Genomic DNA, 24,193 nt, shown 5'->3' on the forward strand with positions numbered 1-24,193 from the left:
ATTACGTATGGAAATGAATTTTTATCGCGCAGCGCTAATAGCTGTGACGATCTTTTTTGTCGGGTGCGATGAGGCCCCTAAACCGGCTCAGACCGCACAATCCGCCACCGTTCTGGAAGGTAAAACGATGGGCACCTTCTGGCGGGTCAGCGCGGTGGGCGTGGATGCCAAACGCGCCAGGGAGTTGCAGGCGAAGATCCAGACTCAGCTTGATGCTGACGATCAGCTTCTTTCAACCTATAAAAATGATTCTGCCCTGATGCGCTTTAATCTGTCGAAAAGCCTGTCGCCGTGGCCGGTTAATGACGCTATGGCGGATATCGTCACGTCGGCGCTGCGAATTGGCGCGAAAACCGATGGGGCGATGGATATTACCGTGGGACCGTTGGTTAACCTGTGGGGTTTCGGTCCGGATCAGCAACCCGTACACATTCCCGCTCAGGCGCAAATTGACGCCGCAAAAGCGCAAACCGGACTTTCACATTTGAAAGTGATTAATGAGGCTCATCGGGATTACCTGCAAAAAGACTTGCCGGATCTGTATGTGGATCTGTCTACCGTTGGTGAAGGTTATGCCGCCGATCATCTGGCGCGACTGATGGAGCAAGAGGGGATCGCCCGTTATCTGGTTTCCGTTGGCGGTGCGCTAAACAGTCGTGGTATGAATGCGGAAGGCCATCCATGGCGGGTGGCGATCCAGAAACCCACCGATCGTGAAAACGCGGTGCAAGCGGTTGTCGACATTAACGGGCACGGCATCAGCACCTCCGGTAGCTACCGTAACTATTACGAGCTGGACGGTAAACGCCTGTCGCATGTTATCGATCCGCAAACAGGGAGTCCGATCGAACACAATCTGGTGTCTGTGACGGTGATAGCCCCTACGGCGCTGGAGGCTGACGGCTGGGATACCGGTTTGATGGTGCTCGGCCCGGAAAAGGCCAAAGAGGTGGTGCGTCGTGAAGGGCTGGCGGTGTATATGATTATGAAAGAGGGGCAAGGGTTTAAAACCTGGATGTCGCCGCAGTTTAAAAGCTTTCTGCTCAGCGAAAAAAATTAAAAAGCAAGATTGCGGGTTTTTATACCTGGCTATCAGGACACACTGAGGCTAAGCGCTATGCTTAACAAAGGAGTCCATAATGAAAAGTCGTTTACACATAACTGATGATGACCGCTGGCAGTCTGTTGTGGATCGTGATGCTGACGCCGACGGTCAGTTTGTTTTCGCCGTCCACACTACCGGTATTTTCTGCCGCCCGTCCTGTCGGGCGAAGCATGCGCTGCGCAAAAATGTCAGTTTCTTTGCTGATGCCGAGCAGGCGCAGGCTGCCGGGTTTCGGCCCTGTAAACGCTGCCAGCCGGATAAAGACAGCGCGCAGCAGCATCGGCTGGACAAAATAGCCCACGCCTGTCAGTTGCTGGAGCAGGAGTCGCCCCTCACGCTGGATGAGCTGGCGCAGCAGGTGGCGATGAGCCCGTATCACTTGCACCGTCTGTTTAAAGCCACGACGGGCATGACCCCGAAAGCGTGGCAGCAGTCTTGGCGCGCTCGTCGTCTGCGCGATGCCCTGGCAAAAGGAGCACCAGTAACCGAGGCGATTCTGAACGCCGGATTCCCCGACAGCAGCAGCTATTACCGGCAAGCGGATCAGGCACTAGGGATGACCGCCAGGCAATTTCGCAAAGGCGGCGACAACGTTTCTGTGCGCTATACCTTGGCAGATTGCGCCCTGGGTCGTTGCCTGGTGGCGGAAAGCGAACGCGGTATCTGCGCGATCTTGCTGGGTGATGATGATGCTACATTGGTCGCGGAACTGCATGAGCTGTTTCCCGCCGCTCAGGATGAAGCAGCCGATGCCGATTTCCAGCAGCATGTGCGTGAGGTCATCGCCGTGATTAATACGCGCAATACGCCATTGTCGCTGCCGCTGGATATCCGCGGGACCGCATTCCAGCTGCAGGTGTGGCAGGCGCTGCGCGCAATCCCATGTGGGAAGACGGTTAGTTACCAGCAGTTAGCCAGCGCCATCGGTAAACCGAAAGCGGTGCGCGCGGTGGCCAGCGCCTGCGGAGCCAACAAACTGGCGATTGTCATCCCGTGTCACCGGGTGATCCGTAATGATGGCGCGCTTTCGGGCTACCGCTGGGGTATTGCGCGCAAAGCGCAGTTACTGCAACGAGAAACTACTGGGGAGGAAACGTAATGCTTGATCTTTTTGCGGATGAGAAACCCTGGCAGGAACCGCTGGCATCCGGCGCGGTAATTTTGCGGCGTTTTGCCTTTGAGTCCGCACCTTCTTTGCTGCAGGCGATCGCGGCTGTCGCCCGACAGTCGCCGTTTCGCCAGATGGTGACGCCCGGCGGTTACACGATGTCGGTGGCGATGACCAACTGCGGTCATTTGGGCTGGACGACGGATCAACATGGCTACCTTTATTCTCCGTTTGACCCACTATCCGGTACGCCTTGGCCGCCGATGCCGGATGCTTTCGCTGCGCTGTGCCAGCAGGCGGCAACGGCGGCGGGCTATGCCGATTTTCAACCCGATGCCTGCCTTATTAACCGCTACACGCCAGGGGCGAAACTGTCATTACATCAGGATAAAGACGAACCTGACCTGCGGGCGCCTATCGTTTCTGTCTCGCTAGGGTTACCGGCCATCTTTCAGTTTGGCGGTTTGCGCCGTAATGACCCTTTAAAACGTTTACTGCTGGAGCATGGCGATGTCGTGGTATGGGGTGGGAACTCACGGCTGTTTTATCATGGGATCCAGCCGCTTAAGACAGGATATCATCCGTTAACCGGTGACTGTCGTTACAATCTGACGTTTCGCCAGGCTGGTAAAAAAGAATAAAAATAAGAATTATTATTGCTGTCGGCAAAGAGATGTTTAAACTGCGGGCTGTTATTACTTGTCCGGGTTGTTTGCATGGAACTTTTACTTCTTGTCTGGCGGCAGTATCGCTGGCCATTTATCAGCGTCATGGCGCTCAGCCTCGCCAGCGCTGCGTTGGGAATTGGGCTGATTGCGTTTATTAACCAGCGCCTGATTGAAACGGTCGACACCACGTTGATGGTGCTGCCGGAGTTTCTTGGCCTGCTGCTGCTGTTGATGGTTGTTACCCTTGGCTCACAGCTGGCGTTAACCACGCTGGGACACCACTTTGTTTACCGCCTGCGTAGTGAATTTATCAAGCGTATTCTGGACACCCACGTCGAGCGTATCGAACAGCTTGGCAGCGCCTCGTTGCTGGCCGGTTTAACCAGCGATATCCGCAACATCACCATTGCTTTTGTTCGTCTGCCTGAGCTGGTGCAGGGGATTATCCTGACTATTGGGTCGGCGGCGTATCTGGCGATGCTATCAACCAAAATGCTGCTGGTGACGGCAATCTGGATGGCAATCACCATCTGGGGCGGGTTTGTGCTGGTCGCGCGGGTATATAAACATATGGCGACCCTGCGCGAAACAGAAGACAAATTGTACAACGATTACCAGACGGTGCTGGAAGGGCGCAAAGAGTTGACGCTCAACCGCGAGCGCGCCGAGCATATCTTTAATCAATTATACGTCCAGGACGCTAAAGAATATCGTCACCATATTATCCGTGCCGATACCTTCCACCTCAGCGCGGTGAACTGGTCGAACATTATGATGCTGGGCGCCATTGGCCTGGTGTTCTGGATGGCTAACAGTCTGGGCTGGGCGGATACCGCCGTGGCGGCGACCTATTCGCTGACGCTGTTATTCCTGCGTACGCCGCTGCTTTCTGCCGTTGGCGCACTGCCGACGCTGCTCACAGCACAGGTCGCTTTTAACAAGCTGAATAAATTCTCACTGGCGCCCTTTAAGGCCGAATTCCCGCGACCAACCGCGTTTCCGGACTGGCAAACGCTGGAGCTGCGTAACGTGGTATTCCACTATCAGGATAATGCGTTCTCTGTCGGACCGGTAAATCTGACTATTCGTCGCGGGGAACTGATCTTCCTGATTGGCGGCAATGGTAGCGGGAAATCCACACTGGCTATGTTACTCACCGGGTTGTATCAACCGCAGTCAGGCGAGATCCTGCTCGACGGCAAAGCGGTTGCTGTCGAAAAACCAGAGGACTATCGCAAGCTGTTCTCCGCCGTGTTTACCGACGTCTGGTTGTTCGACAAACTGCTCGGTCCGGAAGGTAAAGAGGCCGATCCGGCGCTGGTGGTGAAGTGGCTGGAACATCTGAAGATGGGTCACAAGCTTGAGCTGAACGATGGGCGTATTCTCAATCTCAAGCTGTCGAAAGGGCAGAAAAAACGCGTAGCGCTGCTGCTGGCGCTGGCGGAGGAGCGTGACATTATTCTGCTGGATGAATGGGCTGCCGATCAGGACCCGCACTTCCGCCGTGAGTTCTATCAGGTGTTATTGCCGCTGATGCAGGAAATGGGTAAAACCATCTTCGCTATTAGCCATGACGATCACTATTTTGTTCACGCCGATCGTCTGTTGGAGATGCGTAACGGACAGTTAAGTGAATTAGTGGGCGATGAGCGTGACGCCGCCTCGCGAGATGCCGTCGCTCGTACTGCGTAATCCCTGCAACCGCCGGTTTTTTAGCCGCCCGGCGGTTGCGTTTATTGTTATTTACATAAATCGGCATCATGATTAATGATATTTCATATCATGGATTTATGATTAATGTCCGCATTCAACAAAAACAGCGCCAGACTGCGTGATGAAGAGCGCGCGCGCCTCATTTGGCTGCTGACCACTGATAAAGCCATTATTTCCACGCTGTTGGGCAAGCTTACCCTGGCTGAGCAATATGACGTCGGTACCTTAGCCGACGATATTGCTGAGGTAGGGGCGCTGGTGGCGCACCTGCCGCCGCCCGATCTGGCCGATACCCTCGAAGCATTACCTTCTGAAGAGCGCCACGCCCTGTGGCGGCTGGTCCAAAATGAAAAACGCGGTAACGTCCTGCTTGAGGCGTCAGAAAACGTCTGGGACGATCTGATTGATGAGATGAGCGACCGCGAGCTGCTGGATGCCCTGCAATATCTCGACATCGATGAACAGATTTATCTGGTCCAGCATTTGCCGCGTAATCTCACAGGCCGTCTGCTGGCAACGTTACCCGCAGAGGAGCGGGCGCGCGTGCGCCAGGTACTGCACTATGAGAAGAATCGCGTCGGTGCGATTATGGAGTTCGAAGTCATCACCGTGCGCCCGGACGTGACGCTGGAAGTGGTGCAGCGCTATTTACGGCGGCTGGGCAGGATGCCGGAGAACACCGATAAACTTTTCGTAACCGATCGCAATAAGGTGCTGGTCGGCGAACTGACGCTAACCTGTATCCTGCTCAATGATGTGCAGCGTAAAGTCAGCGAGGTGATGGAAGATGACCCACTCACCTTTTCCCCGGAAGACATAGCCGAAAACGCCGCGCGTACGTTCGAACGTGACAACCTGGTCAGTGCCGCGGTGGTTGATCCTGCCGGTAAGTTGATGGGCCGTTTGACCATTGATGAGATCGTTGATGTGGTATACGAAGAGACCGATACCGATCTGCGTCGAATGGGGGGCTTGAGCGCCGAAGAGGATGTGTTTGCTCCTGTTACCAAAGCGGTAAAAACCCGCTGGGCATGGTTGGCCATTAATCTCTGTACCGCCTTTATCGCCTCGCGGGTCATTGATGGCTTTGAACATACGATCTCGCAACTGGTGGCGCTGGCCTCGCTGATGCCGATTGTGGCAGGGATCGGCGGCAATACCGGAAATCAAACTATCACCATGATCGTTCGCGCGCTGGCGCTACAAAATATTCAGCCGGGAAACCTGACATTTTTGATCCTGCGCGAGATGGGCGTGGCGCTGGTAAATGGCCTCGTCTGGGGGGGGATTATGGGTGGCATTACCTGGTGGCTGTACGATGATATGGCGCTCGGCGGCGTGATGACCCTGGCGATGATGCTTAATCTGCTGATGGCGGCGTTGATGGGGGTGATTATTCCCATGACGATGGTGAAGCTCGGGCGCGACCCGGCGGTCGGCTCAAGCGTCATGATCACGGCAATCACCGATACCGGCGGTTTCTTTATTTTTCTCGGTCTGGCAACGCTATTTCTGATGTAGCCGCGCGTTTACGTCTGACGATGCGCGGCAGGATGAGCATCGTCATCACTCCTGCAACCACGCCAATCGCCAGGTTACCGGTCGCGACCGTTGCGACGACGGTTATCAGCATGACCAGCGTTTCAGTAACGGGGATTTTCGTCAGTGTCGCGGGCTGGATACTCTGCCAACTGAAGGTTTTCACCGCCACAATCACCATAATTCCCGCCAGCACCGACATGGGTATTTTCGCCATGACTTCGCTCAACGCGGTGACTAGCAGCAGCAACACCAGCCCGGCGGCAATCGTCGAAACGCGGCTGCGTCCTTTGCCCATCTCGACGTTAACGATGGTCTGACCAATCATCGCGCACCCGGCAATGCCGCCATAAAATCCGGCCAGAATATTGGCTATCCCCAGTCCAGTGCTCTCTCGATTCTTATTCGACGGTGTCACCGTCAGATCATCCACCAGACGGGCGGTTAACAGCGACTCCATCAAACCGACAAAAGCGATGCTCAGCGCACAGGGCCAGATAATGGCCAATGTTTGCAGGTTGAGCGGCACTAACAACTGCGTTAACCCCGGAAGGCTACCGCTCATTGAACCTCCATCACCGACGGTCGGTAACAGTTGCCCGCTGCTTACAGTAAATATCGTCAGCAGCACAATGGCGATAAGCGGCGCGGGGATTGTTTTAATCAATCGCGGAACCCACAGCACAATCAGCAGCGTCAGGATAAACAGTCCCCAGATTAGCGGGCTTTTCCCCCAGAAATGCGGGACCTGGGCAAAGAAAATCAAAATGCCCAGGGCGTTGACAAAGCCGGTCATGACGGCTGTAGGAATGAATCGCATCAGACGCGCCATCCCTGATACGCCAAACAGGATCTGAATCATCCCAGCCAGCACCACCGCAGGCAGGATGTACTGCACGCCATGTTGATGCACCATCGGACCAATCACCAGCGCAACCGATCCTGCCGCGGCGGTAACCATTGCCGGACGGCCGCCTAAAAAAGACATTGCCAGGCACAACACGACGGAAGCTATCAGGCTGACTTTAGGATCGACGCCCGCAATAACGGAAAAAGAGATCACTTCCGGGATCAGCGCCAGGGCGGTTACCACTCCCGCCAGCGTTTCTCGTACCAACAGGCGGGGTTGTCGCAGTACGGCGCGGGTGCCCTGTTCTGTCACCGCAGGGGAGGAGTGTGTTGCAGACATAGTAACTCTCAGGTCAGAAAGGGCCTGATAACAGCAGACCGACAGGCATCCGTGCGTGAATAGCAAAGCGCAGCATAGTACGCGTCTGGCGGGCAGGTTTCCAGAAGTGATTGTCAATAACCGTATAAATTATCAACGTATTAATAACATTTTTAAAATTAAAATATAATTTATAAACAATATTTAATTGTTTTTACTTAAGTGTTACCGTTGGTGCCGCTCGATTTTCACCTGCATTAAAAGCAAAAAGCGATACTAAAAGTAAGGCATTAACATTATGAAAAAAGTGACTGCCATGCTCTTCACCATGGCTGTAGGGCTGAACGTTGTCTCAATGGCAGCAAAAGCGAAAGCGGCGGAAGAGCAGGAAACGGATGTACTGTTGATTGGCGGCGGTATCATGAGCGCCACGCTGGGAACCTATTTACAAGAGCTGGAGCCACAATGGTCAATGACCATGGTCGAGCGACTGGATGGCGTCGCTCAGGAAAGTTCGAACGGCTGGAACAACGCCGGAACCGGCCACTCCGCACTGATGGAGCTGAACTACACGCCTAAAAAGGCCGACGGTAGCATCAGCATAGAAAAGGCAGTCGAAATCAACGAAGCCTTCCAGATTTCCCGTCAGTTTTGGGCTTATCAGGTCAATAATGGCGTGATGCATGAACCGCGCTCATTTATCACTACCGTCCCGCATATGAGTTTTGTCTGGGGCGACGAGAACGTGAATTTCCTGCGCGCCCGTTACACCGCCCTGCAGCAGAGCACCTTATTCCGTGGTATGCGTTATTCCGAAGATCACGCGCAGATTAAAGAGTGGGCGCCGCTGGTCATGGAAGGCCGCGATCCGAAACAGAAAGTCGCGGCAACGCGCACCGAGATTGGTACTGATGTTAACTATGGTGAAATCACGCGCCAACTGATTGCCTCGTTGCAGAAGAAGCCCAACTTTGCGCTGCAACTGAGCACCGAAGTACGAGGCTTTAAGCGTAATGCAGACAATAGCTGGACCGTTACGGTCGCCGATCTGAAAAACAACGAAGCGGAACATGATATCAAGGCGAAGTTTGTCTTTATCGGTGCCGGTGGCGCTGCGCTGAAGCTGTTGCAGGAAACCGACATTCCAGAAGCGAAAGGCTATGCCGGATTCCCGGTTGGCGGCCAGTTCCTGGTGGCGGAAAACCCGGACGTAGTGAATCGCCACCTGGCGAAAGTGTATGGTCAGGCCTCTGTGGGCGCGCCGCCGATGTCGGTACCGCACATCGATACCCGTATCCTGGATGGCAAGCGTGTCGTGCTGTTTGGGCCATTCGCGACATTCTCCACCAAGTTCCTGAAAAACGGTTCATTGTGGGATCTGCTCAGCTCGACCACGACGTCGAACTTTATGCCGATGGTCAACGTAGGTCTGGATAACTTCGATCTGGTGAAATATCTGGTAAGTCAGGTGATGCTGAGCGATGACGACCGTTTTGCCGCACTGCAAGAATACTATCCGCAGGCGAAAAAAGAGGACTGGCGTCTATGGCAGGCGGGGCAGCGTGTGCAGATCATTAAAAGTGATGCAGAAAAGGGCGGCGTGCTACGTCTGGGAACTGAAGTGGTCAGCGATAAAGAAGGTACGATTGCTGCACTGCTGGGCGCTTCGCCTGGTGCATCAACCGCGGCGCCGATCATGCTGCATCTGATGGAAAAAGTGTTTAAAGATAAAGTCGCCAGCCCCGAGTGGCAGGCGAAGCTGAAAACGATTATTCCGTCTTATGGTACTAAGCTGAACGGAAACGTTGAGGCAACTGAACAAGAGCTGCAATACACCAGCGAAGTTCTGGGTCTGAAATACGACAAGCCGCAGGTTGCCGATGAAGCGCCAAAACCGCAGTTGAAACCTCAGGCTCAACCGCAGCCTGAGCAGAAAGCTGTGGCGGATATCGCGCTGTAAATAAAATGCCGGATAAGCGCTGCGCTTATCCGGCCTGGTTCACGCGTCTGTAGGCCGGATAAGGCGGAACGCCGCCATCCGGCACATTCTCACTTAGCGAGCGACGGCGTCCTGAATCTTCTCTTCCGCTTTCCAGATACGGTATTTCACTTCCACGTTTTCCGGGGTGTAGACCACAATCGGCAACTTGCTGTTGTAGCGCAGCATACCGTCATCACCCAGATACGCGGTAATAAATTTCTTCTCTTTTTTACCGTCAGGGCAGGCCATCATGGTTGAAACCGGAGAGGTGACTTTGTCGAAAACGTAGTAGTCGTATCCCCAACCTTCCAGCGTTTTGCTATCCAGTTCTCCACCCAGGCGATGTTGGTTGCAGTCGACCTCCAGCGTCTGGCCGATTAATAGTTCTACTTTCAGGGTAGATTCATCTTTCTCAGGGGGAAGCTGGATTACCTGGCGCTTCATACCCTTTTCCGCTTTAGGATAAGGGGCGACCTTTTCCAGCGGCTGAGCACCGGTATCGTTACTGCCAGCCCAGGCAGAGGTGCTGGCAAAGGCGGCGAAAAGCACGGCAGGGACAATTGTCTTCATCTTATTGTTCACAGTGTTTCCTTTCTTCTGTCTTATGAACGAGTCTGGGGCAGGTTAACATATTTGCATTATCTATTAATCTGGATTTACTTATATTTTCAGTGAGTATTTGAGTGTTGTCGGTTATGTGTAGCGATATATTCTAAGATTTATCTTAATTTTAAGATTATTCTCTTTGTGATGTATTCGTTGTGTAATTTATTATATAACCCATTGAAATGTGAGCAAAAGCGCATTTTTTCCCGTCAACTCAACACTCTTTTGATCCGGCAACAGCATTTACCCCGATCGGGGTATGCTCCTCTTACACATCCTGAAATATCTTACGACTAAAAATAACTACTCATAAATAGTGCAGTTTTTTATGTCGTTCAACCCGCCGGGGGAGAGCGTCATTATGGAAGGACAATGTCATGGTTGATTTATCCCGTCGAGGCATGTTGACAGGCAGTTGGCGTAACGCCAACGCAGGGATCCGTCCGCCGTGGAGCAAGGAAGACTCTCACTTTCTGGCCCATTGCCTTCGTTGTGACGCCTGCATCCAGGCGTGTGAAACCGACATCCTGCAGCGAGGCCAGGGTGGTTATCCGAGCGTAAATTTCAAACACGGCGAGTGCAGCTTTTGTTATGCCTGCGCAGAGGCCTGTCCCGAATCACTTTTTCTTCCGCGCCACACCAGGGCATGGGATCTGAATTTTACGATCGGGGAAAACTGTCTCGCACACCAGTCAGTTGAGTGTCATCGCTGTCAGGATAGCTGTGAACCCATGGCCATAACCTTTCGCCCCACGCTGTCCGGTATTTATCAGCCACAGCTCGACAATCAGGCCTGTAACGGATGCGGCGCGTGTGTCGCGATTTGCCCGGTATCAGCCATTAATGCGGAGTACAACCATGGACAGTAACTGGCAGGTCTGCAGCCTGGTCGTTCAGGCCAAAAGTCAGCATATCAATGATATCGCCACGCAGTTGCGTTCGTTTCCGGGTTGCGAAGTTGCACTTAGCGATGTGGAAAGCGGCCAGCTCATTGTGGTGGTGGAAGCAGAGCAAAGTGAAACGCTAATGAAAACTATTGAGTCAGTGCGCAACGTTGCGGGCGTGCTGGCGGTGTCGCTGGTTTATCACCAGCAGGATGAGCAAGGTGAGGAAACACCATGAAACTCAGTCGTCGTAGCTTTATGAAAGCTAACGCCGTTGCGGCCGCTGCGGCGGCTGCCGGGTTAAGCGTGCCGGGCGTAGCCCGCGCGGTAGTCGGTCAGCAAGAAGCCATCAAATGGGACAAAGCCCCGTGCCGTTTCTGCGGGACAGGCTGTGGCGTATTGGTCGGGACGCAGCAAGGGCGTGTAGTGGCATGCCAGGGCGATCCGGATGCGCCGGTTAACCGTGGGCTTAACTGCATCAAAGGTTACTTCCTGCCGAAAATCATGTACGGAAAAGACCGTTTAACACAGCCGATGCTGCGCATGAAGGACGGGAAGTATCACAAAGAGGGTGAATTCACGCCGATTAGCTGGGAGCAGGCCTTTGACGTGATGGAAGAGAAATTCAAAACGTCCATGAAAGAAAAAGGCCCAGAGTCTATCGGCATGTTCGGCTCGGGTCAGTGGACGATTTGGGAAGGTTACGCCGCCGCCAAATTGTTTAAAGCCGGCTTCCGTTCTAATAACATTGACCCGAACGCGCGTCACTGCATGGCGTCAGCGGTGGTTGGCTTTATGCGTACCTTTGGTATGGATGAGCCGATGGGCTGTTATGACGATATTGAGCATGCCGATGCTTTCGTCTTGTGGGGCGCGAATATGGCGGAGATGCACCCGATTCTGTGGTCGCGCATCACCAACCGTCGTTTGTCCGATCCGAATGTTACCGTCGCGGTGCTCTCCACCTTCCAGCATCGTAGCTTTGAGCTGGCGGATAACGGTATGGTCTTCACGCCGCAAACCGATCTGGTGATCCTCAACTACATCGCAAACTACATCATTCAAAACAATGCGATCAACCAGGATTTCTTTAGCAAGCACGTTAACCTGCGTAAAGGGGTGACGGACATCGGCTACGGCCTGCGTCCAACCCATCCGCTGGAAAAAGCGGCGAAGAATCCAGGTTCCGATGCCTCTGAACCGATGAGCTTTGAGGATTACAAAGCCTTCGTTGCTGAGTACACGCTGGATAAAACCGCCGAAATGACCGGCGTACCGAAAGATCAACTGGAACAGTTGGCGCAGTTGTATGCCGATCCGAAGAAAAAAGTCATCTCCTACTGGACGATGGGCTTTAACCAGCATACCCGCGGCGTGTGGGCCAACAACCTGGTCTATAACCTGCACCTGCTGACCGGTAAAATTTCTCAGCCAGGCTGTGGTCCGTTCTCATTGACCGGTCAGCCTTCCGCCTGCGGTACCGCGCGTGAAGTTGGGACGTTCTCCCATCGTCTGCCTGCGGACATGGTGGTCACCAACGAAAAACACCGCGATATCTGTGAGAAGCACTGGAATATCCCATCGGGGACCATTCCGGCAAAAGTCGGGCTGCATGCCGTGGCGCAAGACCGTGCGCTGAAAGATGGCAAACTCAATGTCTACTGGACGATGTGCACCAACAACATGCAGGCCGGTCCGAACATCAACGAAGAGCGTATGCCGGGCTGGCGCGATCCGCGCAACTTCATCATCGTCTCCGATCCGTACCCGACGGTCAGCGCCCTGTCAGCCGATCTGATCCTACCGACCGCAATGTGGGTAGAGAAAGAAGGGGCTTACGGTAACGCGGAACGACGCACTCAGTTCTGGCGTCAGCAGATTAAAGCGCCGGGTGAATCGAAATCGGATCTGTGGCAACTGGTGCAGTTTTCCCGTCGCTTCAAAACAGAAGAGGTATGGCCGGAAGAACTACTGGCGCAGAAACCGGAGCTGCGCGGCAAAACGCTGTATGACGTGCTGTTCGCCACGCCAGCCGTGACCAAATTCCCGGTAGCTGAACTGGCTGAAGATCAGCTCAACGATGAATCCCGCGAGCTGGGCTTCTATCTGCAAAAAGGGCTGTTCGAAGAGTACGCCTGGTTTGGCCGTGGCCACGGGCACGATCTCGCACCATTCGACGATTACCACAAAGCGCGCGGTTTACGCTGGCCGGTCGTTGAGGGCAAAGAGACTCAGTGGCGCTACAGCGAAGGCAACGACCCGTACGTGAAAGCGGGGGAAAGCTACAAGTTCTATGGTAAGCCGGACGGCAAAGCGGTCATCTTCGCGCTGCCATTTGAACCTGCCGCTGAAGCGCCGGATAAAGAGTATGACCTGTGGCTTTCCACTGGACGTGTGCTGGAGCACTGGCATACCGGCAGCATGACGCGTCGTGTGCCTGAACTGCACCGCGCCTTCCCGGAAGCTGTGCTGTTTATCCACCCGCTGGATGCAAAAGCGCGCGATCTGCGCCGTGGCGATAAAGTCAAAGTGGTTTCCCGCCGTGGCGAAGTTATCTCGATTGTTGAAACGCGCGGGCGTAACCGTCCGCCGCAGGGGCTGGTATACATGCCGTTCTTCGATGCCGCACAGCTGGTGAACAATCTGACGCTGGATGCGACGGATCCGCTCTCCAAAGAGACGGATTTCAAGAAGTGCGCTGTGAAACTGGCGAAGGTGTAACGCGTTATGTCCCGGTCAGCAAAACCCCAAAATGGCCGCCGCCGCTTTCTGCGCGATATGGTTCGCGCGGCGGGCGGGCTGGCCGTCGTTGGCGTGGCGCTGGGGTTACAACAGCAAACCGCACGTGCAACCGGCGTGCGGTTACGCCCGCCTGGCGCATTGAGCGAGGAGGCATTCGCCAGCGCCTGTGTGCGCTGCGGTCAGTGCGTTCAGGCATGCCCGTATGACACGCTGAAACTGGCGACGCTGGCCTCCGGGTTGGCAGCAGGTACACCGTATTTTGTCGCCCGCGATATTCCTTGCGAAATGTGTGAGGACATTCCGTGCGCCAAAGTCTGCCCCAGCGGCGCGTTGGACAAGGAAATTGAATCCATTGACGATTCGCGTATGGGGCTGGCGGTACTGCTGGATCACGAAAACTGCCTCAACTATCAAGGGCTACGCTGCGATGTTTGCTATCGCGAGTGCCCGAAAATCGATGAGGCTATCACCCTTGAGCTGGACCGCAATATGCGTACCGGCAAGCATGCGCGGTTTATTCCAACCGTCCATAGCGATGCCTGTACCGGCTGCGGGAAATGCGAAAAAGTCTGCGTACTGGAGCAGCCAGCAATAAAAGTGCTGCCGCTGTCGCTGGCGAAAGGGGAGTTAGGACACCATTACCGCTTCGGTTGGCTGGAGGGGAATAATGGCAAATCGTAAACGTGACGCCGGGCGTGAAGCGCAGGCAAAAAAAGGGTGGTGGAAGAGTCATCGCTGGCTGCTGCTGCGTCGTCTGAGTCAGTTTCTGATACTGGCGATGTTCCTGAGCGGCCCGTGGTTTGGCGTATGGATCCTGCATGGCAATTACAGTGGCAGCCTGCTGTTGGATACTGTCCCATTCACCGATCCGCTAATTACGTTGCAAAGCCTGGCCAGCGGACACCTGCCGGCAACGGTTGCGTTAACGGGGGCGGTCGTCATCACGGTGCTGTATGCCCTTGCGGGTAAGCGTCTGTTTTGCAGCTGGGTTTGTCCGATGAACCCGGTCACCGATTTAGCCAGTTGGTTACGCAGAAGGTTTGACCTGAATCAGTCCGCGACCCTACCGCGCTATATACGGTATGTCCTGCTGGTGGTTATCCTGGTCGGTTCCGCCTTGACCGGTACGCTGCTGTGGGAATGGATAAATCCCGTCTCTCTGCTCGGACGGAGTCTGATAATGGGATTTGGCAGTGGAGCGCTGCTGATTCTGGCGCTGTTTTTATTTGATCTACTGGTCGTTGAGCATGGCTGGTGCGGGCATCTCTGCCCACTGGGCGCACTGTATAGCGTAGTGGGAAGTAAAGGCGCATTAACCGTTTCGGCAAAAGAACGTAACAGATGTAACCGCTGTATGGATTGTTTTCATGTTTGCCCGGAACCGCATGTGCTACGTGCGCCGGTGCTGGATGAGCAAAGCCCGGTGCAGGTAACCAGTCGCGATTGCATGGCCTGCGGTCGCTGCGTGGATGTCTGTTCTGAGGATGTTTTTACAATAACAACACGATGGAGTTCGGGAGCGAAATCATGAAAAGCCATGACCTGATTAAAAAGCTGAGTCAATGGACGGCCCTGCTTGCCCTGGTCGTCAGTGGGGCCGTTTGGGCTGCAAACGGAGTGGACCTAAGCCAGTCACCGGAAGTCTCAGGGACGCAGGAAGGGGCGATTCGCATGCCGAAAGAGCAGGAGCGTATGCCGCTGAACTATGTGAATCAACCGCCAATGGTTCCGCACAGCGTTGAAGGGTATCAGGTGACGACCAATACTAACCGCTGCCTGCAGTGCCACGGTGTGGAAAGCTATCGCACCACCGGCGCGCCGCGCATCAGTCCGACGCACTTTATGGACAGCGACGGCAAGGTATTGGCTGAAGTCGCGCCGCGTCGTTATTTCTGTCTGCAATGTCACGTCCCGCAGGCTGACGCTGCGCCGATTGTTGAAAATACCTTCACCCCCTCGAAAGGTTACGGGAAATAAGAGGTCATTATGGAAAATTCTAACCGTAAACCAGGCTGGATTAAGCGCGTCTGGCAATGGTGGCGTCGCCCCAGCCGTCTGGCGCTCGGCACGCTGTTGTTAATCGGCTTTGTGGGCGGCATTATTTTCTGGGGCGGCTTTAATACCGGTATGGAAAAGGCCAATACGGAAGAGTTCTGCATTAGCTGTCACGAAATGCGCAATACGGTGTACCAGGAATATATGGAAACCGTACACTACAACAACCGCAGCGGTGTGCGTGCGACTTGCCCTGATTGCCACGTCCCGCATGAGTGGGGCCCGAAAATGATCCGTAAGATCAAGGCCAGTAAAGAGCTGTACGCGAAGGCGCTGGGGTTAATAGATACACCGCAGAAATTTGAAGATCATCGTCTGACGATGGCGCAAAATGAGTGGCGGCGTATGAAAGATAATAATTCGCAAGAGTGTCGCAACTGTCACAACTTCGAGTTTATGGATTTAACCGCCCAGAAAGGCGTTGCGGCCAAAATGCATGACCAGGCCGTGAAAGACGGGCAAACCTGTATTGACTGTCATAAAGGGATAGCGCACAAACTGCCTGATATGCGCGAAGTCAAACCGGGCTTTTAACAGGATGTAGATAACCAGGTATGCTTGAAGCCAGAGAATTACTTTGCGAGCGGGATGACAGAATACTGTTCAGCGATCTGTCATTTCGCGTCAACGCAGGGGAATGGGTACAAATTACCGGCAGCAACGGCGCGGGGAAAACCACTTTACTGCGGTTGCTTACCGGGCTGGCGCGTCCCGACGCAGGGGAGGTTTGCTGGCAAGAGCAACCCCTGCATCACGTGCGGGACAGCTACCATCAGCAATTGCTGTGGATCGGACATCAGCCGGGGATAAAAACCCGGCTTTCGGCGTTGGAGAACCTGCGTTTTTTCCATCACGATGGCGACATCGCACAGTGTCTGGACGCGCTGGCGCAGGCGGGACTTGCCGGATACGAAGATATTCCGGTGAATCAACTTTCCGCCGGACAACAGCGGCGCGTGGCGCTGGCCCGTTTGTGGCTGACCCGCGCCCGGCTGTGGATCCTCGATGAACCCTTTACCGCCATTGATGTAAACGGCGTTGAGCGACTGACTCAGCGTATGGCACAGCATACGGAACAGGGCGGTATTGTCATTCTCACTACCCACCAGCCGCTTAATGTTGAGACCAATAAAGTGCGACGTATTGCGCTGACCAGCGAGAGGGCAACGCAATGATGTGGCGAATCTTCCGTTTAGAACTGCGAGTTGCGTTTCGTCATAGTGCGGAAATCGCCAATCCTTTATGGTTCTTTCTGATTGTTATCACGTTGTTTCCTCTGAGCATTGGGCCGGAGCCACAGCTGCTGGCGCGTATTGCGCCGGGCATTATCTGGGTTGCGGCGCTGCTGGCGTCATTGCTGGCGCTGGAGCGCTTGTTTCGTGATGACTTACAGGACGGCAGCCTTGAGCAGTTGATGCTGCTGTCGCTGCCGCTTCCGGCGGTTGTGCTGGCGAAAGTGATGGCGCACTGGGTCGTAACCGGTTTGCCGCTGTTAATCCTCTCTCCGCTGGTGGCATTACTGCTGGGCATGGATATGTACGGCTGGAAAATTATGGCGCTGACTTTGCTGCTCGGCACGCCGACGTTGGGTTTTCTCGGCGCGCCTGGCGTAGGTCTGACGGTGGGTTTAAAGCGCGGCGGCGTGCTGTTAAGCGTGCTGGTTCTCCCGCTTACTATTCCACTACTGATTTTTGCGACCGCGGCGATGGATGCGGCCTCCATGCACTTGCCTGTTGAAGGATACATGGCGATTCTGGGGGCGTTGTTGGTAGGCAGCGCCACGTTAAGCCCGTTTGCCACGGCTGCGGCGTTACGGATCAGCGTGCAGTAATGCGACAGGATTTGCAGGCCGGGCAAGGCGCTCCGGCAAAACGGATATTAATTAATGGAGTCTGGTGACTGAACTATGTGGAAAACACTTCATCAATTGGCGATGCCCCCTCGGCTCTATCAGATCTGCGGCTGGTTTATTCCGTGGCTGGCGATTGCCAGCGCGGTTGTATTAATAACCGGATGGGTGTGGGGCTTTGGCTTCGCGCCGGCTGATTATCAGCAGGGACAGAGCTATCGCATCATTTATCTGCACGTTCCGGCGGCAATCTGGTCGATGGGAATTTATGCCTCGATGGCTGTTGCGGCGTTTATCGGCCTGGTCTGGCAGATGAAAATGGCCAATCTGGCGCTGGCTGCGATGGCGCCCATTGGCGCTGTGTTTACCTTTATTGCGCTGGTGACGGGGTCCGCATGGGGCAAACCGATGTGGGGAACCTGGTGGGTCTGGGATGCCCGACTCACCTCTGAACTGGTGTTGCTGTTTCTCTACGTTGGTGCCATTGCATTGTGGCATGCGTTTGACGACCGCCGCCTGGCAGGGCGTGCCGCCGGTATTCTGGTGTTGATTGGTGTGGTCAACTTACCGATTATTCACTACTCGGTCGAGTGGTGGAACACGCTGCATCAGGGGTCAACCCGTATGCAGCAAAGCATCGATCCGGCAATGCGCGCACCGCTGCGTCTGGCGATTGTCGGTTACCTGTTGCTGTTTGTCACGCTGGCGCTAATGCGCATGCGTAACCTGATTTTGATGATGGAAAAACGCCGCCCGTGGGTGAGCGAACTGATCTTAAAAAGAGGCCGCCAATGACCCCTGCATTTGCATCATGGAGTGATTTTTTCGCGATGGGCGGTTACGCCTTGTATGTCTGGCTGGCTGTTGCCATGAGCGTTATTCCGCTGCTGGTGCTGGTGCTGCATTCAACATTACAGCATCGCGCAATCTTACGCGGCGTGGCCCAGCAGCGGGCGAGGGAAGCGCGCATGCGCGCAGCGCAAGTACAACGGGAGGCGGCGTGAATATTCGACGTAAAAATCGGCTATGGATAGCCTGCGCGGTACTGGCAGGTCTGGCGTTGACCATTTCGCTGGTGCTCTACGCGCTGCGTTCCAATATCGATCTGTTCTACACCCCGGGAGAGATACTCTACGGTAAGCGCGAGACACAGCAGATGCCTGAAGTCGGTCAGCGTCTACGCGTGGGTGGGATGGTGATGCCGGGCAGCGTGAAGCGCGATCCGCAATCGCTTAAAGTAACTTTCAGCATCTATGACGCCGAAGGTGTGGTGGATGTGACCTATGAAGGCATTTTGCCGGACCTGTTCCGCGAAGGGCAGGGGGTTGTTGTTCAGGGCGAGCTGGACAAGGGAAATCATGTGCAGGCTAAAGAGGTTCTGGCCAAACATGATGAAAATTACACCCCGCCGGAAGTCGAAAAAGCGATGCAGGAAAACCACCGTCGCCCGGAAAGTGTTTATAAGGATAAAACGTCATGATGCCGGAAATTGGCAATGCGCTGTTGTGCCTTGCGCTTGGCGTTGCACTACTGCTGTCGGTCTATCCGTTGTGGGGCGTGGCGCGCGGCGACGTGCGGATGATGGCCTCCGCACGGCCCTTTGCCTGGGTCTTGTTTATCTGCGTGATGGGGGCGTTCCTGATTCTGGTTAATGCCTTCGTGGTTAATGACTTTACCGTGACCTACGTCGCCAGTAACTCCAATACCCAGCTTCCTGTCTGGTACCGGGTGGCAGCGACATGGGGCGCGCATGAAGGCTCGCTGCTGCTGTGGGTGCTGCTGATGAGCGGCTGGACGTTCGCCGTCGCGGCGTTCAGCCAGCGCATGCCGCTGGACATTGTCGCCCGCGTGTTGGCGGTGATGGGGATGGTCAGCGTCGGCTTCCTGCTGTTTATCCTGTTTACCTCTAATCCGTTTGCCCGCACGTTGCCCAATTTCCCTGTTGAAGGGCGAGATCTGAATCCGCTGTTGCAGGATCCGGGACTGATTTTCCATCCGCCGTTGCTGTACATGGGGTATGTCGGTTTCTCGGTAGCTTTCGCGTTTGCGATCGCCGCGTTGATGAGCGGGCGTCTGGACAGCACCTTCGCTCGCTTTTCGCGTCCATGGACGCTGGCGGCGTGGGTGTTTCTGACGCTGGGGATTGTACTCGGTTCGGCCTGGGCCTATTACGAGCTGGGCTGGGGCGGCTGGTGGTTCTGGGATCCGGTTGAGAACGCCTCCTTTATGCCATGGCTGGTGGGCACAGCCCTGATGCACTCGCTGTCGGTAACCGAACAGCGCGCCAGCTTCAAAGCCTGGACCTTGCTGCTGTCAATCAGCGCCTTCTCGCTGTGCCTGTTGGGGACTTTCCTGGTACGCTCCGGCGTACTGGTTTCGGTGCATGCTTTCGCCTCAGACCCGTCGCGAGGGATGTTTATACTGGCCTTCATGGTGCTGGTGATTGGCGGTTCCCTGCTGCTGTTTGCGGTGCGTGGGCATAAGGTCCGCTCGCGGGTAAACAACGCGCTGTGGTCGCGTGAATCACTGCTGTTGGGTAACAACGTCCTGCTGATCGCCGCTATGCTGGTGGTGTTATTGGGCACGCTACTGCCGCTGGTGCACAAACAGCTTGGGCTGGGCAGCATTTCGATTGGCGAGCCGTTCTTCAATACCATGTTTACCTGGCTGATGGCGCCGTTTGCGTTGCTGCTGGGCATTGGGCCATTAGTGCGCTGGGGCCGTGACCGACCGCGTAAACTGAAAACGTTACTGATCATCGCGTTTGTCACCACGCTAATTCTGTCGCTGCTGTTGCCGTGGCTGTTTGAGGATCGTATTGCCGCCATGACGGTGGTGGGGCTGGCGATGGCGTGCTGGATTTTTGTGCTGGCCATGTCCGAAGCGTACCTGCGCATTTCTCGTGGAACGAAGCTGACGCCCAGCTACTGGGGGATGGTATCGGCTCACGTTGGGCTGGCGATTACCATTGTTGGTATTGCCTTTAGCCAGAATTACAGCGTGGAACGCGATGTCCGTATGAAAGCGGGTGATAGCGTCAGCATCCATGACTATCAGTTTACTTTCCGTGAAGTGAAAGATATTACCGGACCAAACTACCGGGGCGGGGTCGCCATTATTGGCGTCACGCGTGATGGTAAACCGGCAGCCACGCTGCATGCGGAGAAACGCTTCTATAACAGCACCAGTTCGATGATGACCGAAGCGGCGATTGACGGCGGGTTCACGCGCGATCTGTATGCTGCGCTGGGTGAAGAGCTGGATAACGGCGCATGGGCTGTACGTTTGTATTACAAACCGTTTATTCGCTGGATTTGGGCCGGAGGATTGCTGATGGCGCTGGGCGGGGTGTTCTGCCTGTTTGATCCACGCTATCGCCAGCGCACGCGCCCTCGCGCCGCGGTGCAAAAAAATGCGTCGGAGGCTGTATGAAGCGCAACGCACTGTTAATTCCGTTTATTATTTTTCTCATTATTGCGGCGGCGCTGCTGTGGCAGTTAGCGCGTAACGCGCAGGGAGACGACCCTACCAATCTGGAGTCGGCGTTGATCGGCAAACCTGTTCCGACGTTCCGCCTGGAATCGCTGGAAAACCCGGGTCAGCATTATCAGGCCGATGTGCTGACGCAGGGCAAGCCGGTGTTGCTGAACGTCTGGGCGACCTGGTGTCCGACCTGTCGCGCCGAGCATCAGTATCTGAATCAGCTGTCTGCGCAAGGCGTGCGGGTAGTGGGTCTGAACTATAAAGACGATCGTCAGAAAGCCATTGTCTGGCTGAAAGAGCTGGGCAATCCTTACTCATTAAGTCTGTTTGACGGCGACGGTATGCTCGGCCTCGATCTTGGCGTGTACGGCGCGCCGGAGACGTTCCTGATCGACGGGAAAGGTATTATTCGCTATCGCCATGCCGGTGATCTTAACGCCCGGGTGTGGGAAAGCGAGATCAAACCGCTGTGGGACAAGTACAGTAAGGAGGCTGCGCAATGAGATTTTTATTGGGCCTGCTGATGCTGGTTATCTCGGGATCCGCGCTGGCGACTATCGATGTAATGCAGTTTAAGGATGAAGCGCAGGAGCAGCAGTTCCGCCAGCTTACCGAGCAACTGCGTTGTCCTAAGTGTCAGAACAACAGCATTGCCGACTCTAACTCAATGATTGCCACCGACCTGCGGCAGAAAGTGTACGAACTGATGCAGGAAGGCAAAAGTCAGAAAGAGATTGTTGACTACATGGTGGCGCGCTACGGCAACTTCGTCACTTACGATCCGCCGTTAACTCCGCTGACCGTGCTGCTGTGGGTGATGCCGGCGGTAGCGATTGGTCTCGGGGGCTGGATTATTTTCGCCCGTACTCGCCGACGCGTGCGGGTGAAACAAGAAGAGTTTCCTGACGACATCATCCCGGATGGCAAGCGCGGTGGATTCGGACTCTTTGTGCCCGGCATCGTGGTGGCGCTGGTGGTCGGCGCGGTGAGCTATTACCAAACCGGGAACTATAAACAGGTGCAGGTCTGGCAACAGGCCACCGCTCAGGCCCCAGCGCTGCTGGAGCGGGCATTGGATCCAAAAGCCGACCCGTTGAATGAAGAAGACATGACGCGTCTGGCGTTGGGGCTGCGCACTCGCTTACAGGCCGATCCCGCAAACGTTGAAGGCTGGATTATGCTTGGACGCATTGGCATGGTGCTCGGCAACGCCAGCACGGCTACTGAAGCCTATGCCAATGCTTATCGGCTGGATCCGAAAAACAGTGATGCGGCGCTGGGCTATGCGGAAGCGTTGACCCGTTCATCCGACCCTAATGATAACCGTCGGGGCGGGGAGCTGTTACGTCAACTAATACGCGGTGAACATGCCAACGTGCGCGTATTGAGCATGTACGCGTTTAACGCTTTCGAACAGCAGCGCTTCGGCGAAGCGGTTGCGGCGTGGGAGATGATGCTGAAATTATTACCCGCCAACGATACCCGTCGGGCGGTAATCGAGCGCAGTATTAAACAGGCGATGGAGCAGCTAACGCCGCAGGAGAAGTAAGAGTGGAAGATGCCGGATGGCGACGCAACGCGTCTTATCCGGCCTGGCGATGCACGTGACGTGTAGGCCCGATAAGCGTAGCGCTATCGGGCAATATCTGGTTATTGCATACCGCGCGTTTGCAAAAACAAAATAGTGGCAGCAACGCGAGAGCGCACGTTGAGTTTGCGCAGCAGGTTGCGAATATGCACCTTCACCGTCTGTTCGGAAATATTCAGCACTGAAGCAATCTGTTTATTCGACAGCCCCTGAGCCAGTTCGTGCAAGACATCCAGCTCGCGTTCGGTGAGAATGCTGAACGGATCTTCTTGTGCGCCGAACAGGTCGCGTTCGCGCAGATATTCACTGACGCGTGTACTGAACGCTTTACCGCCTTTGGCTCCGCTGCGAATGGCTTCCAGCAGGACTTCAGGATCGCTGTCTTTGAGCAAATAACCATCCGCACCCGCGTCAATTAGGGCGTATACATCGCTGGCAGCATCCGAAACGGTCAGAATGATAATTTGTGCGGTCACACCGTCCCGACGCAGCGCATTCAGGGTATCCAGCCCACTCATACCTTTCATATTGAGATCCAACAGGATCACGTCAAGGTCCAGACGGTTTGCCAGATCGATCGCACTTGCGCCGTCACCTGCTTCAGCTACTACGTTAAATGCGGGATCCAGTTGCAATAATTGACTAATTCCCCGCCGCATCAGTGGGTGGTCATCGACAATCAGCACCCGAAAAGGCGTTGCTTCAGGCATACTATTCTCCTGAGTTTTATTAGTATCATTATTGTTTTCAGCGCATCAATCGTCCAGATTCATCGCGCTGATGAGAGGATAAATTTTACCCCAATTTGTGCATGGGTAAGTAGTAAAACCTGTGCTGAAGAGAGGGAGAATACATGGACAATGTGATGCTCAAGAACGGTAAGACGCCGGGAGGGGGCTGGGGGGCGGGTGGAAAATGGCAGCAGGCTATGGCATAACTTTTCAGTATCTGCAATCGGGCCGATCCTGCATACGGTTACGGTTCTGTCAGTAATGTATAGTTACAGCGCCTTATTGAGAACCAACGTTCACAAATGGTTATGGTGTAACAATCTGGAGCATTGAGGATCGACCCGTACGTCTTTACGCATCAGCCGTCGTTCTTCATCAGGAATGGGTACCCAGGTACAAAAACGTTACCCACGTTCTGATATTGTTGAGTTTAAAATTGATTGATGAAATAGAGGGCGCGTGATGCCCGTTTATTTATTGTTGCTGTTCTTTTTTTGCTGGTTTCATCCAGGCATCATTGTATTTAATATTCCCTCTAACATAATTCCATTCAATGTCATGGAATCTAAGACCTACTACCTCATGCATATTAGGAGATGAACTACCGGGGTAGTAGACATGTGTAAAATCTACAGAGGATATAACGACATCTTCCAGAGTAATATTATAAATCTCTACTTCGATCCCTGCTTCTATAGTCTCATAATATTTAATGACTGCCTTTTGCAGTCTCTTCCCTTCACAAACAGCTACAGCCAGGTAAGGGCTGACTTTATCAAGTTGCTTATGCACAATTACGGGATTATGCTGCCTACAGCCTGTCATGCTGCCAGTGTTGCTATCAACAGGCTGTCTCACACCGTAACTACTATTCATGACTTCAATAGCACCTTCACGGCCTAAGGATAAACAATCTCCCGGAATCTGCATTCCGTTTTCATCATATAAAAATAAATAAGCTGGTAATGACATA

25 protein-coding genes are annotated in these 24,193 nt (G+C 54.4%); 21 read left to right on the forward strand and 4 right to left on the reverse strand.

What is annotated here, in order from left to right:
- Positions 1-7 precede the first annotated feature (7 nt).
- From apbE to mgtE, 5 genes are all read left to right on the forward strand, one after another.
- Positions 8-1,060 (forward strand): FAD:protein FMN transferase ApbE, encoded by a 1,053-nt coding sequence (gene apbE, locus M4I31_RS07875; protein WP_085047846.1) that lies wholly within the window; start codon positions 8-10, stop codon positions 1,058-1,060.
- A gap of 79 nt (positions 1,061-1,139) precedes the next feature.
- Complete coding sequence (ada, locus tag M4I31_RS07880; protein ID WP_085047847.1) at positions 1,140-2,204, forward strand: bifunctional DNA-binding transcriptional regulator/O6-methylguanine-DNA methyltransferase Ada; 1,065 nt, start codon at positions 1,140-1,142, stop codon at positions 2,202-2,204.
- Positions 2,204-2,854, forward strand: coding sequence for a DNA oxidative demethylase AlkB (gene alkB / locus M4I31_RS07885; protein ID WP_085047848.1), 651 nt, complete (start codon positions 2,204-2,206; stop codon positions 2,852-2,854). The genes ada and alkB overlap by 1 nt, the downstream gene beginning before the upstream one ends.
- Positions 2,855-2,929: 75 nt before the next feature.
- Complete coding sequence (locus tag M4I31_RS07890) at positions 2,930-4,573, forward strand: multidrug ABC transporter permease/ATP-binding protein (RefSeq protein ID WP_085047849.1); 1,644 nt, start codon at positions 2,930-2,932, stop codon at positions 4,571-4,573.
- A 105-nt stretch (positions 4,574-4,678) separates the two neighbouring features.
- Complete coding sequence (mgtE, locus tag M4I31_RS07895; protein WP_069323415.1) at positions 4,679-6,115, forward strand: magnesium transporter; 1,437 nt, start codon at positions 4,679-4,681, stop codon at positions 6,113-6,115.
- Here the strand turns inward: mgtE and M4I31_RS07900 are convergent.
- Complete coding sequence (locus tag M4I31_RS07900) at positions 6,078-7,322, reverse strand: SulP family inorganic anion transporter (protein WP_085047850.1); 1,245 nt, start codon at positions 7,320-7,322, stop codon at positions 6,078-6,080. The genes mgtE and M4I31_RS07900 overlap by 38 nt on opposite strands.
- A 277-nt stretch (positions 7,323-7,599) precedes the next feature.
- On the opposite strand from M4I31_RS07900, the gene mqo reads away from it, so the two are divergent.
- On the forward strand, positions 7,600-9,261 hold the full coding sequence (gene mqo, locus M4I31_RS07905) for a malate dehydrogenase (quinone) (RefSeq protein WP_085047851.1): 1,662 nt from the start codon (positions 7,600-7,602) through the stop codon (positions 9,259-9,261).
- A gap of 93 nt (positions 9,262-9,354) precedes the next feature.
- Here the strand turns inward: mqo and eco are convergent, their stop codons facing one another.
- A complete protein-coding gene (eco, locus tag M4I31_RS07910) occupies positions 9,355-9,852 on the reverse strand; it encodes a serine protease inhibitor ecotin (RefSeq protein ID WP_038643271.1) in 498 nt (165 codons plus the stop codon).
- A 413-nt stretch (positions 9,853-10,265) separates the two neighbouring features.
- Here eco and napF point away from each other — a divergent pair, with 413 nt between their 5' ends.
- From napF to M4I31_RS07985, 15 genes are all read left to right on the forward strand, one after another.
- Positions 10,266-10,757: a ferredoxin-type protein NapF gene (gene napF / locus M4I31_RS07915; RefSeq protein WP_038642195.1), complete on the forward strand. Its 492-nt coding sequence runs from the start codon at positions 10,266-10,268 to the stop codon at positions 10,755-10,757.
- Positions 10,747-11,010, forward strand: a complete 264-nt coding sequence (napD, locus tag M4I31_RS07920) for a chaperone NapD (protein WP_038642193.1) — start codon at positions 10,747-10,749, stop codon at positions 11,008-11,010. Before napF ends, napD begins: the two co-directional genes overlap by 11 nt.
- The gene (napA, locus tag M4I31_RS07925) at positions 11,007-13,493 is read left to right on the forward strand and encodes a nitrate reductase catalytic subunit NapA (protein ID WP_038642191.1); all 2,487 of its coding nucleotides are present in this window, start codon (positions 11,007-11,009) and stop codon (positions 13,491-13,493) included. The genes napD and napA overlap by 4 nt, the downstream gene beginning before the upstream one ends.
- 6 nt (positions 13,494-13,499) lie before the next feature.
- Positions 13,500-14,195 (forward strand): ferredoxin-type protein NapG, encoded by a 696-nt coding sequence (gene napG / locus M4I31_RS07930; RefSeq protein WP_038642189.1) that lies wholly within the window; start codon positions 13,500-13,502, stop codon positions 14,193-14,195.
- Positions 14,182-15,045: a quinol dehydrogenase ferredoxin subunit NapH gene (gene napH / locus M4I31_RS07935; protein WP_085047852.1), complete on the forward strand. Its 864-nt coding sequence runs from the start codon at positions 14,182-14,184 to the stop codon at positions 15,043-15,045. The genes napG and napH overlap by 14 nt, the downstream gene beginning before the upstream one ends.
- Positions 15,042-15,491, forward strand: a complete 450-nt coding sequence (napB, locus tag M4I31_RS07940) for a nitrate reductase cytochrome c-type subunit (RefSeq protein ID WP_038642185.1) — start codon at positions 15,042-15,044, stop codon at positions 15,489-15,491. Before napH ends, napB begins: the two co-directional genes overlap by 4 nt.
- A 9-nt stretch (positions 15,492-15,500) precedes the next feature.
- Complete coding sequence (gene napC, locus M4I31_RS07945) at positions 15,501-16,103, forward strand: cytochrome c-type protein NapC (RefSeq protein WP_003027548.1); 603 nt, start codon at positions 15,501-15,503, stop codon at positions 16,101-16,103.
- Positions 16,104-16,123: 20 nt separating this feature from the next.
- A complete protein-coding gene (gene ccmA / locus M4I31_RS07950; protein ID WP_038642182.1) occupies positions 16,124-16,744 on the forward strand; it encodes a cytochrome c biogenesis heme-transporting ATPase CcmA in 621 nt (206 codons plus the stop codon).
- The gene (ccmB, locus tag M4I31_RS07955; RefSeq protein WP_038642180.1) at positions 16,741-17,400 is read left to right on the forward strand and encodes a heme exporter protein CcmB; all 660 of its coding nucleotides are present in this window, start codon (positions 16,741-16,743) and stop codon (positions 17,398-17,400) included. Before ccmA ends, ccmB begins: the two co-directional genes overlap by 4 nt.
- A 75-nt stretch (positions 17,401-17,475) precedes the next feature.
- On the forward strand, positions 17,476-18,213 hold the full coding sequence (locus M4I31_RS07960) for a heme ABC transporter permease (protein ID WP_006683732.1): 738 nt from the start codon (positions 17,476-17,478) through the stop codon (positions 18,211-18,213).
- The gene (gene ccmD, locus M4I31_RS07965; protein ID WP_085047853.1) at positions 18,210-18,422 is read left to right on the forward strand and encodes a heme exporter protein CcmD; all 213 of its coding nucleotides are present in this window, start codon (positions 18,210-18,212) and stop codon (positions 18,420-18,422) included. Before M4I31_RS07960 ends, ccmD begins: the two co-directional genes overlap by 4 nt.
- On the forward strand, positions 18,419-18,898 hold the full coding sequence (gene ccmE / locus M4I31_RS07970) for a cytochrome c maturation protein CcmE (protein ID WP_038642175.1): 480 nt from the start codon (positions 18,419-18,421) through the stop codon (positions 18,896-18,898). Before ccmD ends, ccmE begins: the two co-directional genes overlap by 4 nt.
- The gene (locus M4I31_RS07975) at positions 18,895-20,850 is read left to right on the forward strand and encodes a heme lyase CcmF/NrfE family subunit (protein ID WP_085047854.1); all 1,956 of its coding nucleotides are present in this window, start codon (positions 18,895-18,897) and stop codon (positions 20,848-20,850) included. Before ccmE ends, M4I31_RS07975 begins: the two co-directional genes overlap by 4 nt.
- Positions 20,847-21,404 (forward strand): thiol:disulfide interchange protein DsbE, encoded by a 558-nt coding sequence (dsbE, locus tag M4I31_RS07980; protein ID WP_003834613.1) that lies wholly within the window; start codon positions 20,847-20,849, stop codon positions 21,402-21,404. Before M4I31_RS07975 ends, dsbE begins: the two co-directional genes overlap by 4 nt.
- The gene (locus M4I31_RS07985; RefSeq protein WP_085047855.1) at positions 21,401-22,450 is read left to right on the forward strand and encodes a cytochrome c-type biogenesis protein CcmH; all 1,050 of its coding nucleotides are present in this window, start codon (positions 21,401-21,403) and stop codon (positions 22,448-22,450) included. The genes dsbE and M4I31_RS07985 overlap by 4 nt, the downstream gene beginning before the upstream one ends.
- 101 nt (positions 22,451-22,551) lie before the next feature.
- Here the strand turns inward: M4I31_RS07985 and narP are convergent, their stop codons facing one another.
- Both narP and M4I31_RS07995 read right to left on the reverse strand, forming a co-directional pair.
- On the reverse strand, positions 22,552-23,199 hold the full coding sequence (gene narP, locus M4I31_RS07990; protein ID WP_016153764.1) for a nitrate/nitrite response regulator protein NarP: 648 nt from the start codon (positions 23,197-23,199) through the stop codon (positions 22,552-22,554).
- Between the two features lie 495 nt (positions 23,200-23,694).
- Positions 23,695-24,192, reverse strand: coding sequence for a type VI secretion system tube protein Hcp (locus M4I31_RS07995; RefSeq protein WP_085047856.1), 498 nt, complete (start codon positions 24,190-24,192; stop codon positions 23,695-23,697).
- Between the last annotated feature and the right edge of the window lies 1 nt (position 24,193).

Origin of the sequence: Citrobacter sp. XT1-2-2, from assembly GCF_023516235.1 — a bacterium.
Lineage (GTDB): Bacteria > Pseudomonadota > Gammaproteobacteria > Enterobacterales > Enterobacteriaceae > Citrobacter > Citrobacter werkmanii.

What these genes read in the sequence shown, in the direction of transcription:
- apbE (WP_085047846.1), top strand. Translation starts at nt 8, where the DNA reads ATGGAAATGAATTTTTATCGCGCAGCGCTAATAGCTGTGACGATCTTT.
- mqo (WP_085047851.1), top strand. Translation starts at nt 7,600, where the DNA reads ATGAAAAAAGTGACTGCCATGCTCTTCACCATGGCTGTAGGGCTGAAC.
- M4I31_RS07975 (WP_085047854.1), top strand. Translation starts at nt 18,895, where the DNA reads ATGATGCCGGAAATTGGCAATGCGCTGTTGTGCCTTGCGCTTGGCGTT.
- dsbE (WP_003834613.1), top strand. Translation starts at nt 20,847, where the DNA reads ATGAAGCGCAACGCACTGTTAATTCCGTTTATTATTTTTCTCATTATT.
- M4I31_RS07985 (WP_085047855.1), top strand. Translation starts at nt 21,401, where the DNA reads ATGAGATTTTTATTGGGCCTGCTGATGCTGGTTATCTCGGGATCCGCG.
- M4I31_RS07995 (WP_085047856.1), bottom strand. Translation starts at nt 24,192, where the DNA reads ATGTCATTACCAGCTTATTTATTTTTATATGATGAAAACGGAATGCAG.
- narP (WP_016153764.1), bottom strand. Translation starts at nt 23,199, where the DNA reads ATGCCTGAAGCAACGCCTTTTCGGGTGCTGATTGTCGATGACCACCCA.
- napB (WP_038642185.1), top strand. Translation starts at nt 15,042, where the DNA reads ATGAAAAGCCATGACCTGATTAAAAAGCTGAGTCAATGGACGGCCCTG.
- M4I31_RS07890 (WP_085047849.1), top strand. Translation starts at nt 2,930, where the DNA reads ATGGAACTTTTACTTCTTGTCTGGCGGCAGTATCGCTGGCCATTTATC.
- alkB (WP_085047848.1), top strand. Translation starts at nt 2,204, where the DNA reads ATGCTTGATCTTTTTGCGGATGAGAAACCCTGGCAGGAACCGCTGGCA.
- napF (WP_038642195.1), top strand. Translation starts at nt 10,266, where the DNA reads ATGGTTGATTTATCCCGTCGAGGCATGTTGACAGGCAGTTGGCGTAAC.
- napG (WP_038642189.1), top strand. Translation starts at nt 13,500, where the DNA reads ATGTCCCGGTCAGCAAAACCCCAAAATGGCCGCCGCCGCTTTCTGCGC.
- napA (WP_038642191.1), top strand. Translation starts at nt 11,007, where the DNA reads ATGAAACTCAGTCGTCGTAGCTTTATGAAAGCTAACGCCGTTGCGGCC.
- napH (WP_085047852.1), top strand. Translation starts at nt 14,182, where the DNA reads ATGGCAAATCGTAAACGTGACGCCGGGCGTGAAGCGCAGGCAAAAAAA.
- ccmA (WP_038642182.1), top strand. Translation starts at nt 16,124, where the DNA reads ATGCTTGAAGCCAGAGAATTACTTTGCGAGCGGGATGACAGAATACTG.
- M4I31_RS07960 (WP_006683732.1), top strand. Translation starts at nt 17,476, where the DNA reads ATGTGGAAAACACTTCATCAATTGGCGATGCCCCCTCGGCTCTATCAG.
- ada (WP_085047847.1), top strand. Translation starts at nt 1,140, where the DNA reads ATGAAAAGTCGTTTACACATAACTGATGATGACCGCTGGCAGTCTGTT.
- eco (WP_038643271.1), bottom strand. Translation starts at nt 9,852, where the DNA reads ATGAAGACAATTGTCCCTGCCGTGCTTTTCGCCGCCTTTGCCAGCACC.
- mgtE (WP_069323415.1), top strand. Translation starts at nt 4,679, where the DNA reads ATGTCCGCATTCAACAAAAACAGCGCCAGACTGCGTGATGAAGAGCGC.
- ccmD (WP_085047853.1), top strand. Translation starts at nt 18,210, where the DNA reads ATGACCCCTGCATTTGCATCATGGAGTGATTTTTTCGCGATGGGCGGT.
- M4I31_RS07900 (WP_085047850.1), bottom strand. Translation starts at nt 7,322, where the DNA reads ATGTCTGCAACACACTCCTCCCCTGCGGTGACAGAACAGGGCACCCGC.
- napC (WP_003027548.1), top strand. Translation starts at nt 15,501, where the DNA reads ATGGAAAATTCTAACCGTAAACCAGGCTGGATTAAGCGCGTCTGGCAA.
- ccmB (WP_038642180.1), top strand. Translation starts at nt 16,741, where the DNA reads ATGATGTGGCGAATCTTCCGTTTAGAACTGCGAGTTGCGTTTCGTCAT.
- napD (WP_038642193.1), top strand. Translation starts at nt 10,747, where the DNA reads ATGGACAGTAACTGGCAGGTCTGCAGCCTGGTCGTTCAGGCCAAAAGT.